The 11,055-nt window shown below is 68.2% G+C and carries 6 protein-coding genes; 4 read left to right on the forward strand and 2 right to left on the reverse strand.

Features of this window, described 5'->3' with window-relative positions; genetic code table 11:
* Positions 1-67: 67 nt before the first annotated feature.
* From A5764_RS02165 to A5764_RS02175, 3 genes are all read left to right on the forward strand, one after another.
* On the forward strand, positions 68-3,400 hold the full coding sequence (locus A5764_RS02165; RefSeq protein ID WP_067107823.1) for an arabinosyltransferase domain-containing protein: 3,333 nt from the start codon (positions 68-70) through the stop codon (positions 3,398-3,400).
* Positions 3,397-6,630, forward strand: a complete 3,234-nt coding sequence (locus tag A5764_RS02170; RefSeq protein WP_067107825.1) for an arabinosyltransferase domain-containing protein — start codon at positions 3,397-3,399, stop codon at positions 6,628-6,630. The genes A5764_RS02165 and A5764_RS02170 overlap by 4 nt, the downstream gene beginning before the upstream one ends.
* Before the next feature lie 167 nt (positions 6,631-6,797).
* Complete coding sequence (locus A5764_RS02175) at positions 6,798-7,304, forward strand: hypothetical protein (protein ID WP_067107828.1); 507 nt, start codon at positions 6,798-6,800, stop codon at positions 7,302-7,304.
* A 12-nt stretch (positions 7,305-7,316) separates the two neighbouring features.
* Here the strand turns inward: A5764_RS02175 and A5764_RS02180 are convergent, their stop codons facing one another.
* A complete protein-coding gene (locus tag A5764_RS02180) occupies positions 7,317-7,550 on the reverse strand; it encodes a DUF1918 domain-containing protein (protein WP_067107831.1) in 234 nt (77 codons plus the stop codon).
* Between the two features lie 130 nt (positions 7,551-7,680).
* Here A5764_RS02180 and A5764_RS02185 point away from each other — a divergent pair, with 130 nt between their 5' ends.
* Positions 7,681-9,468 (forward strand): acyl-CoA dehydrogenase family protein, encoded by a 1,788-nt coding sequence (locus A5764_RS02185; protein WP_067107833.1) that lies wholly within the window; start codon positions 7,681-7,683, stop codon positions 9,466-9,468.
* Positions 9,469-9,471: 3 nt separating this feature from the next.
* Here A5764_RS02185 and A5764_RS02190 read toward each other — a convergent pair whose 3' ends face one another.
* Positions 9,472-11,046, reverse strand: coding sequence for an acyl-CoA carboxylase subunit beta (locus A5764_RS02190; protein ID WP_369807264.1), 1,575 nt, complete (start codon positions 11,044-11,046; stop codon positions 9,472-9,474).
* Between the last annotated feature and the right edge of the window lie 9 nt (positions 11,047-11,055).

Consider the following 11,055-nt stretch of genomic DNA (forward strand, 5'->3'; position numbering starts at 1 on the left):
ACGTCAGCCCCGCTTCACGGCCCTGCATCGCCACCGCACAAAGAAGTGTCCCTTACCATCGAGCCTCGTGCCCCACGACGATGAGCGATCGCCACGCATCCCCCGGTTGATCGCCGTCGTCGCCGGAATCGCGGGCCTGCTGTTGTGCGCGCTCGTTCCGTTGCTCCCGGTGAAGCAGACCACGGCGACGGTGCTGTGGCCGCAGGGCACCACGGACGGGCACGTCACCCAGATCACCGCCCCGCTGGTGTCGGGGGCGCCGCGGGCGCTGGACATCTCCATCCCGTGCCCGGCGATGGCCACATTGCCGCCCGACGGCGGACTGGTGGTCTCGACGCTGCCGGCCGGTGGGGTCGACACCGGCAAGAACGGGCTCTTCGTGCGGGCCGACAAGGACGTCATCGTCGTGGCGTTCCGCGACACCGTGGCCGCGGTGGCGCAGCGCTCGGCGGTCGCCGCCGGCGCCTGCAGCGTGCTGCACGTCTGGTCTGACGTCGGCGCGGCCGGTGCGGATTTCGTCGGCATCCCCGGCGCCTCGGGCATCTTGCCGTCGGAGAAGAAGCCTCAGGTGGGCGGGATCTTCACTGATTTAAAGGTGCCGCAGCAGCCGGGGCTGTCGGCCCGCATCCACGTCGACACCCGGTTCATCACCGCTCCCACCGCGCTGAAGAAGATCGTGATGGCGCTGGGCGCCCTGTCGGTCCTGGTCGCCATCCTGGCGATGGCGGCCCTGGATCGGCGCAGCCGCGGTTCCGATTCCTTGGTCAACTGGCGCTCTCCGATCGCTTGGCTGGCCCGGTACCGCCCGCGCGTGCATCCGGCCTCCTGGTGGCGCGTCGGCGCGGCGACGTGGCTCGCCGACGTCGCCGTGATCGGAACGCTGCTGGTCTGGCACGTCATCGGCGCGACGTCGTCGGATGACGGCTACAACCTGACCATCGCCCGGGTCGCGCCGAAGGCCGGCTACATCGCCAACTACTACCGCTACTTCGGCACCACCGAGGCGCCGTTCGACTGGTATCTCGCGGTGCTCTCCAAGTTCGCGGCGGTGAGCACGGCCGGAGTGTGGATGCGGATACCGGCCACGCTGGCGGGGATCGTGTGCTGGCTCATCATCGGCCATTGCATGCTGCGCAGGCTCGGTCCCGGCAGGGGTGGCCTGGGGGCCAACGGGGTGGCCGTGCTGACCGCGGGGGCCGTGTTCGTGGCCGCGTGGCTGCCGTTCAACAACGGGCTGCGACCCGAGCCGCTGATCGCGCTCGGCGTGCTCGTCACCTGGATGCTGGTGGAACGCGCGATCGCGCTGCGGCGCATCGCGCCGGCCGCCGTCGCGATCATCGTCGCGATGCTCACCGCGGCCCTGGCGCCGCAAGGGTTGATCGCCGTCGCCGCGCTGCTGACCGGGGCGCGCGCCGTCGCCCAGGCGATCCGGCGGCGCCGGGTGACCGACGGGCTCCTCGCACCGCTGGCGGTGCTGGCCGCGTCGCTCGCGCTGATCCTCGTGGTGGTGTTCCGCAGCGAGACGCTGGCCACGGTCGCGGAGTCGGCACGCATCAAATACAAGGTCGGCCCGACGATCGCCTGGTACCAGGACTTCCTGCGCTACTACTTCCTCACGGTGGAATCCAACCCCGACGGGTCGATGTCGCGGCGCTTCGCCGTGCTGGTGCTGCTCTTGTGCCTGTTCGGGATGCTGGTCGTGCTGCTGCGGCGCGGCGGGGTGCCCGGATTGGCCACCGGCCCGGCGTGGCGGTTGATCGGCACGGCCGCGGTGGGCCTCCTGTTGCTGACCTTCACGCCGACGAAGTGGGCCGTGCAGTTCGGCGCATTCGCCGGGCTGGCCGGCGCCCTGGGCGCGGTCACCGCGTTCGCCTTCGCCCGGATCGGCCTGCACAGCCGCCGCAACTTGACGCTGTACGTAACCGCGCTGCTGTTCGTGCTGGCGTGGGCGACCTCGGGAATCAACGGCTGGTTCTACGTCGGCAACTACGGCGTGCCCTGGTACGACATTCAACCCGTCATCGCCAGCCATCCGGTGACGTCGATGTTCTTGACGTTGTCGATCCTGACCGGGCTGCTCGCCGGCTGGCAGCACTTCCGCATGGACTACACCGGGCACACCGAGGTCAAGGACAACCGGCGCAACCGCGTGCTGGCCTCCACCCCGCTGCTGGTGGTCGCGACGATCATGGTCCTCGGCGAGGTCGGCTCGCTGGCCAAGGGCGCCGTCTTCCGCTACCCGCTCTACACCACCGCCAAGGCCAACCTGGCCGCGATCACTGCGGATATTGCGGGGAGTTCCCCGCAAAGCTGCGCGATGGGCGACGACGTGCTGGCCGAACCTGATCCCAATGCTGGTCTGCTGCAACCGATTCCGGGCCAGCCATTCGGGCCCGCCGGCCCGCTTGGGGGAACCAACCCTGTCGGGTTCAAACCCGAAGGGGTGGGCGATGACCTGAGGTCCTACCCGGTGGTGACCAAACCGGGCGTGGTGAATTCCGACGCGTCACCCAACAAGCCCAACGCCACCATGAGTGACTCCGCGGGCACGGCCGGTGGGAAGGGCCCGGGCGGGGTGAACGGGTCGCACGTGGCGCTACCGTTCGGCCTGGACCCGGCCCGCACGCCCGTGATGGGCAGTTACGGCGAAATTTCGCTGGCCGCCACCGCGACGTCGGCCTGGTACCAGCTGCCGCCACGCAGCCCGGACCGGCCGCTGGTGGTGGTTTCCGCCGCCGGTGCCATCTGGTCGTACAAAGAGGACGGCACCTTCACCTACGGGCAGTCGCTGAAGTTGCAGTGGGGCGTCGCTCGCCCCGACGGCACCACCCAGCCGCTCGCGGAGGTGCAGCCGATCGACATCGGGCCGGAGCCGGCGTGGCGCAACCTGCGGTTCCCGCTGACCTGGGCGCCCCCGGAGGCCAACGTGGCCCGCATCGTCGCCTACGACCCGAACCTGAGTTCCGAGCAGTGGTTCGCGTTCACGCCGCCGCGCGTCCCGGTACTGCAGACCCTGCAGCAACTGATCGGATCGCACACACCGGTGCTGATGGACGTCGCCACCGCCGCCAACTTCCCGTGCCAGCGGCCCTTCTCCGAACACCTTGGCGTTGCCGAACTTCCGCAATACCGCATCCTGCCCGACCACAAACAGACGGCGGCGTCGTCGAACGGGTGGCAGGCCAGCGAGGCCGGCGGTCCGTTCCTGTTCACCCAGACGATGCTGCGCACCTCGACGATCTCGACGTACCTGCGCGGCGACTGGTACCGCGACTGGGGATCGGTCGAGGAGTACTTCCCGTTGGTGCCGGCCGATCAGGCGCCGGCCGCCGTTGTCGAACAGGGTGTGATCACAGTGCGCGGCTGGAGCCGGCAGGGACCCATCAGGGCACTGCCATGAGCGTCATCAACCACGACCAGGAAGCGGCCACCGCGCCACGCGGCACCCGTGACAATGTGCGCGTGACGCGCTGGGTCGCAACGATCGCGGGGCTCGTCGGCTTCGTGTTATCGGTCGCGACACCGCTGTTGCCCGTCGTGCAGACCACGGCACAGCTGAACTGGCCGCAAAACGGCCAATTGAATAGCGTTACCGCGCCGTTGATCTCGCTGACGCCGGTCGACGTGACGGCAACCGTGCCGTGCTCTGTGGTGGGTGGCCTGCCGCCCGACGGTGGGGTCGTGCTGAGTACGGCACCCAAGAAGGGCAAGGACGCTGCGCTCAACGCGTTGTTCGTCGTCGCCAGCAGCCAGCGCGTCGACGTCACCGACCGCAACGTGGTGATCGCAAGCGTGTCGCGTGCCCAGGCGGCGTCCCCGCAATGCCAACGCATCGAGATCACCTCCACCCGCGCCGGCACCTTCGCCACCTTCGTCGGGTTGACCGATCCTTCGGGCAAGCCGGTGGGCGGGGGGTTCTCGGACCCCAACCTGCGCCCGCAGATCGTCGGGGTGTTCACCGACCTGACCGGTCCGGCCCCGCCCGGGCTGCGCTTCTCGGCGACCATCGACACCCGGTTCTCCACCACGCCGACGACGCTGAAACTGTCCGCGATGGTGCTGGCGATCCTGGCCACGATCGTCGCGCTGGTCGCGCTGTGGCGGCTGGATCAGCTGGACGGCCGGCGCATGCACCGCTGGATACCGAAGAGCTGGCGCAAGTTCACGCTGGTGGACGCCGCAGTGATATTTGGCTTCCTGTTGTGGCACCTGATCGGCGCTAACTCCTCTGACGACGGCTACATCCTCGGCATGGCCCGGGTCGCCGACCACGCGGGCTACATGTCGAACTACTTCCGCTGGTTCGGCAGCCCGGAAGACCCGTTCGGGTGGTACTACAACCTGCTGGCACTGATGACCCACGTCAGCGACCACAGCCTGTGGATGCGACTGCCCGACCTGTTGGCCGGGCTGGTGTGCTGGCTGCTGCTGTCGCGTGAGGTGCTGCCCCGGCTGGGGCCGGCGGTGACGTCCAGCGCTGCCGCTAACTGGGCGGCCGGCATGATCCTGCTCACCGCCTGGATGCCGTTCAACAACGGGCTTCGCCCCGAGCCCATCATCGCGCTCGGTTCGCTGGTCACGTACGTGCTGATCGAGCGGTCGATGCGGTACAGCCGCATGACCCCGGCGGCGCTGGCGGTCATCACTGCGGCATTCACTTTGGCTGTGCAGCCCACGGGCCTGATCGCGGTGGCCGCGTTGATCGCCGGTGGCCGTCCGATCCTGCGGATCTTGGTCCATCGTCATCGCCTGGTCGGCACGTGGCCGCTGGTCGCCCCGATGCTGGCTGCCGGTTTCGTGGTACTCACCGTCGTCTTCGCCGACCAGACGCTGTCAACGGTGTTGGAAGCCACCAGGATTCGCACCGCGATCGGTCCGAGCCAAGCGTGGTACACGGAGAACCTGCGCTACTACTACCTCTTCCTGCCCACCGTCGACGGTGCAATGTCGCGGCGATTCGGCTTCCTGATCACCGGGCTCTGCCTTTTCACGGCCGTATTCATCATGTTGCGCCGCAAGCGAATCCCCGGTGTGGCACGCGGGCCGGCGTGGCGGCTGATGGGTGTCATCTTCGGCACCATGTTCTTCTTGATGTTCACGCCGACGAAGTGGGTGCACCACTTCGGGCTTTTCGCCGCGGTGGGCGCGGCGATGGCAGCGCTGACCACGGTGCTGGTGTCACACGAGGTGCTGCGCTGGTCGCGCAACCGCATGGCGTTCGCGGCGGCGGTGTTGTTCGTGTTGGCGCTGTGTTTCGCCACCTTCAACGGCTGGTGGTATGTATCCAGTTACGGCGTGCCGTTCAACAGCGCAATGCCGAAGCTCGCCGGAATCACTGTCAGCACAGTCTTTTTCGCCTTGTTCGCGATCGCGGCGCTCTGGGCGACATGGCTGCACTTCGCGTCGCGGGATCGGGGTGAGGGCCGGCTGGCGCGGGCGGTGACGGCGGCGCCGGTGCCGATCGCGGCCGGATTCATGGCGCTGGTGTTCGTCGCGTCCATGGTGGCCGGGATCGTGCGCCAGTATCCCACCTACTCCAATGGCTGGTCCAACTTGCGCGAATTCGCCGGTGGCTGTGCCCTCGCCGACGACGTGCTCGTCGAGCCCGACAGCAACGCCGGCTTCATGGCGCCCCTACCCGACAATTACGGCCCGCTGGGCCCGCTGGGTGGTGTCAGCCCAATGGGATTCTCCCCCAACGGGATACCGGAACGCACCCTGGCCGAGGCCGTTCGGGAAACGGCGGTGCCGCAGCCGGGCACCGACTACGACTGGTATGGACCGACCAAGCTGACGGCACCCGGCATCAATGGATCCCTGGCACCGCTGCCCTACGGCCTCAACCCGGATCAGGTTCCCGTGGCCGGCAGCTACACCACCGGCCCTCAACAGCAGAGCAGGCTGACATCGGCGTGGTACCAGCTGCCCAAGCCGGACGACGGGCATCCCCTGGTGGTTGTGACCGCCGCGGGCACGATCGCGGGCAACAGCGTGCTGCACGGCCACACCTCCGGGCAGACCGTCGTCCTCGAATACGGCAGGCCCGGTCCCGGCGGTGATGTGCTGCCGGCCGGGCGGATAGCGCCCTACGACCTGTACGGCGAACAGCCGAAGGTGTGGCGCAACCTGCGCTTCGCGCGGTCCCAGATGCCCGCCGACGCGGTTGCGGTCCGGGTCGTGGCCGAGGATCTCTCCCTGACGCCGGACGACTGGATCGCGGTGACGCCGCCGCGAGTGCCTGAACTGCGCTCCGTGCAGGAGTACGTCGGGTCGTCGCAGCCCGTGCTGCTGGACTGGGCGGTCGGCCTGGCCTTCCCGTGCCAGCAGCCGATGCTGCACGTCAACGGCGTCACCGACATCCCGAAATTCCGCATCACGCCGGACTACAACGCCAAGAAGCAGGACACCGACACCTGGGAAGACGGCGTCAACGGGGGGCTGCTGGGCATCACCGACCTGCTGTTGCGGGCCCACGTGATGTCCACCTATCTCTCCCGTGACTGGGGCCGCGACTGGGGCTCGCTGCGCAGGTTCGACACCGTCGCGGACGCCCACCCCGCCCAGCTCGACCTGGGTACCGCGACGCGCAGCGGCTGGTGGTCGCCGGGACAGATCCGGATCAAACCCTAATACGCAACGGGCGGAATTAAATTCATACGTCGCCCAATTCGCCATTAGTCGAATAGCACGGAAATTGACGCTTGGGTAATTCTTGGTCCGACGTTTAATTTCGACGGCAGCCGGTCAATACCTATTTTCCCTGTGAGGTAGCTCACAAATAGGAAAAAGGTGGCCTCATGCACACGCTGGCACGATTCGGGACATATGCGGCGACGCTCACCGTGGCGATCTCTTCGGCGGCGACGTTTGACATCGCGGCGGCAACCGCCGGGAGCGGCACCACCGTCGCTCTGGACAGCAAGCTCAGGCGCTGCGATTTCAGCCTGATCAGCGAGGCAGCCATGGTGCAGTTTCCCGCCCTCGGCACCGGATCCGCGCTCATCCGGACCACGGGATCGACGGCGGTGGCAGAGGTGCACGTGGTAATACCGAATCGTCCGGGAACCCACTACGACGTCGGCCTGATCCAGGAACCACGGCCATCCTCGGCCACCTGCGGGCCCGGCGATCCTGGCACCGCCTATACCGGATTGGACACCGATGGGGCTGGCGCCGCCACGGTGACCATTCAAGACGGAATTCGATCCGGCACGACTGGCGTCTGGGTGATCGTGGAACGCCCGGACCCGCACTCACAAAACCCCGCCGAGTTCTACACGTCCGAATTCCTGGCGCCGGTATAAACCCTTTGCGGGTCAGTTTCCGACCCGATGCCGTGCCCGGTCGTCGGCCTGCTGCTGTTCGGCCGCGCTGACGACGAGCGCGTCCGAGCCCGGAAACACCGTCGCCACATGGCCGCTGGTAAGCCAGCGCACCACGTAGGGCGGGGCACCGTCCGTCCCGCGCACTTCGGTGATCTCACCCCGCTGATCAGCTAACTCCGTTGTCGTGCCCTTGATTACGAGCCAATCTCCCACGTCGGCTTTCATCATCGACTCCCTTTGATAACTAGCCTTGAAATCTAGCCACCGACCCGATCATCCGCCGCTGCCGGCCGCAAGGGAAGACCGTGCGGTGAGCGTCTTTCACTTGGGGTTTCGGCTGTAATACCGTCGCGTCATGAGCGACTACGGCCTAGAGGCCTTCGAAAGGCCGCGCAGGCTGCCCTTCTCCACCCCGGAGAAGTCACGGCGCTACCGAACCGACGACTACCGCGGGGCGGTGGGTCTCAATTGGTACCTCACCGACCCCACCCTGCGGTTCACCATGGCCTACTACCTGGCGCCCGACGAATTGGCCGTGGTGGAGCCACATTTGGCGCGCATGGGCGAACTGATGGGCGGGCCGGTGGCGCGCTGGGCCGAGGAAACCGACGCCAACCCGCCGCGGCTGGAACGCTACGACCGGTGGGGACACGACATCAGCCAGGTCGTCATGCCGGCGTCGTTCACGCAGTCCAAGCGCGCCGTGCTGGACGCCCAGCAGGCGCTGCGCGACGACGCGCGCAACGCCAAGGCGAGCTCGGGGCTGGCGCTGTTCGCGTCCAACTATCTGCTCAACCAGGCCGACATCGGGATGGGCTGCGCGCTCGGCACCGGCGGCGGCATGGTGCAGGCGTTGGTGGCGGCCTATGCGCCGGCCGACGTGCGCGAGCACGTGCTGGCCAAGTTCGCCTCCGGGGAGTGGGCCGGCGAGACGGCGCAACTGCTCACCGAGCGCACCGGCGGTTCGGACCTGGGCGCGCTCGAGACCACCGCGACCCGGTGCGGAGACGCGTGGTTGTTGAACGGGTTCAAGTGGTTTGCGTCCAACTGCGCCGGCGAGGCGTTCGTCGTACTGGCCAAGCCCGAGGGCGCCCCCGACTCGACCCGCGGCGTCGCCAACTTCCTGGTGCTGCGGACCCGCCGCGACGGTTCGCGCAACGGCGTGCGGGTGCGCCGGCTGAAGGACAAGCTCGGCACCCGCTCCGTGGCCTCCGGCGAGGTCGAGTTCGTCGACGCCGAGGCGTTCCTGCTGTCCGGCGAGCCGAGCGAGCAGGCGGGCCCCTCCGACGGCAGGGGGCTCGGCCGCATGATGGAGCTGACCAACGCCGCGCGGCTCGGCATCGCGTTGTTCGGGCTCGGCAACGCGCGCCGAGCCCTGGTCGAATCGCTGTGTTACGCCCGGCAGCGGCACGCCTTCGGCGGCGCGCTCATCGACAAGCCGCTGATGCGGCGCAAGCTCGCCGAGATGATCGTCGACGTCGAGGCCGCGCAAGCGCTGGTTTTCGACGGGACCGGCGCCGCCAATCATCGCCAGCCGCGCGCCATGCGGCAGCGCATCGCGGTGCCCGTCACCAAGCTCAAGGTCTGTCGACTCGGCATCACCGCGGCGTCCGACGCGATCGAAATCCACGGCGGCAACGGCTATATCGAGACCTGGCCGGTGGCCCGGCTGCTGCGCGACGCCCAGGTCAACACCATCTGGGAAGGCCCCGACAACATCCTGTGCCTCGATGTGCGGCGCGGCATCGAGAAGGCCCGCGCGCACGAGGCGCTGCTGGCGCGGCTGCGTGACGCGATCTCGGTGTCGGACGACGACCAGACGACCCGCCAGGTGGCGCGCCGCGTCGAAGACCTCGACGCGGCGACCACGGCCTGGGGCAAGCTGGACGGCGGCGTGGCCGAGGCGCGGCTGTTCCCGCTGGCACAGTTCATGGGCGATGTCTACGCCGGCGCGCTGCTTACCGAGCAGGCCGCCTGGGAGCGGGAAACGCGCGGCGGCGACCGCAAGGCGTTGGTCGCCAGGCTCTACGCGCAGCGCTACCTCGCCGATCGCGGGCCGCTGCGCGGCATCGACGCCGACGCTGACGAGGCGCTGGAGCGGTTCGACGAGCTGGCGGGCGGCGCTTTCACCGCCGAGCGGTGAAAACTAGACCGGGATCAGCCCGTGCTTGCGTCCGACGCGGAACCACAGTTGCTTGTCCCGCAGCAGCCGCATCGACTTGCGGATCAGCAGCCGGGTCTCGTGCGGGTCGATGACGGCGTCGATGAACCCGCGCTCGGCGGCGGTCCACGGAATCGCCATGTTGAGGTTGTAGCCCTCGATGAAGTCCTTCTTTATCTGCTGCGCCTCGGGCGTGGTCGGGTCGGGGAACCGCTTCATCAGCAATTGGGCGGCCCCCTCGGCGCCGATCACCGCGATCCGCGCGGTGGGCCAGGCAAAGTTGAAGTCGGCGGTCAACTGCCGGGACCCCATCACGGCATAGGCGCCGCCGTAGGACTTGCGGATCGTGATGGTCACCTTCGGCACGTCGGCCTCCACCACGGAGTAGAGGAACCGCCCGCCGCGCTTGATGATGCCCCTCTTCTCCTCCTCGGCCCCGGGCAGGAAACCGGGCGTATCCACCACGAAGACCAGGGCGATGTTGAACGCGTCGCAGAACCGGATGAACCGCGCCGCCTTGTCCGAGGCCTCGTTGTCGATCGCGCCGGACAGGTGCATCGGCTGGTTCGCCACCACGCCGACCGGATGCCCGTCGACGCGGGCGAACCCGGTGATGATCGCCGGCCCGTGCTGCGCGCCGACGTCGAGGAAGTCGCCGTCGTCGAAGATCCGCAGCAGGATTTCGTGCATGTCGTAGGCCGCATTGTCGGAGTCCGGCACGATCGCGTCGAGCTCCAGGTCGGTCGGGGTGATCTCCGGCTCCAGCCCCGGGTTGACGATCGGCGGCTTGTCGAAGCAGTTGGACGGCAGGAACGACAGGTAGTCGCGCACGTACTGGAACGCCTCGGCCTCGGACTCGACCACCTGGTGGATGTTGCCGTAGCGGGCCTGCGCGTCGGAGCCGCCGAGCTCGTCGAGGGTGACCTCCTCGCCGGTGACCTCACGGATCACGTCGGGACCGGTGACAAAGAAGTAGCCCTGGTCGCGCACCGAGACGAGCAGGTCGTCCTGGATCGGCGAATACACCGCTCCCCCAGCGCATTTGCCGAAGATGAGGGAGATCTGCGGCACGAGCCCGGACAGCGCCTCGTGGCGACGGCCCAGCTCGGCGTACCACGCCAGCGAGGTGACCGCGTCCTGAATCCGGGCGCCGCCGGAGTCCTGGATCCCGATGATCGGGCAGCCGACCATCGCGCACCACTCCATCAGCCGGGCCACCTTGCGGCCGAACATCTCGCCGACCGTGCCCTGGAACACCGTCTGGTCATGGGAGAACACCCCGACCGGGCGGCCGTTGATCATGCCGTGCCCGGTGACGCAACCGTCACCATAGAGCGCGTTGGGGTCGTTCGGGGTCTTGGCCAACGCCCCGACCTCGAAGAAAGTGCCGGTATCCAGCAGCGCGTGGACGCGGGCGCGGGCGCTCGGGATGCCCTTCTTGTCGCGCTTGGCGGCGGCCTTCTCGCCGCCGGGCTCCTTGGCCAGCTCCAGCCGAGCGTGTAGCTCGGCCAGCTTTTCCGCCGTGGTGTGGACGACCGGAGCTTGCGCTGGAGCTGGCACGGTGTCTGT

The organism is Mycobacterium sp. 852002-51057_SCH5723018 (genome assembly GCF_001667035.1).
Lineage (GTDB): Bacteria > Actinomycetota > Actinomycetes > Mycobacteriales > Mycobacteriaceae > Mycobacterium.

Coding starts and splice junctions, on each gene's coding strand:
- A5764_RS02170 (WP_067107825.1), top strand. CDS start 3,397: ATGAGCGTCATCAACCACGACCAGGAAGCGGCCACCGCGCCACGCGGC.
- A5764_RS02175 (WP_067107828.1), top strand. CDS start 6,798: ATGCACACGCTGGCACGATTCGGGACATATGCGGCGACGCTCACCGTG.
- A5764_RS02180 (WP_067107831.1), bottom strand. CDS start 7,550: ATGAAAGCCGACGTGGGAGATTGGCTCGTAATCAAGGGCACGACAACG.
- A5764_RS02185 (WP_067107833.1), top strand. CDS start 7,681: ATGAGCGACTACGGCCTAGAGGCCTTCGAAAGGCCGCGCAGGCTGCCC.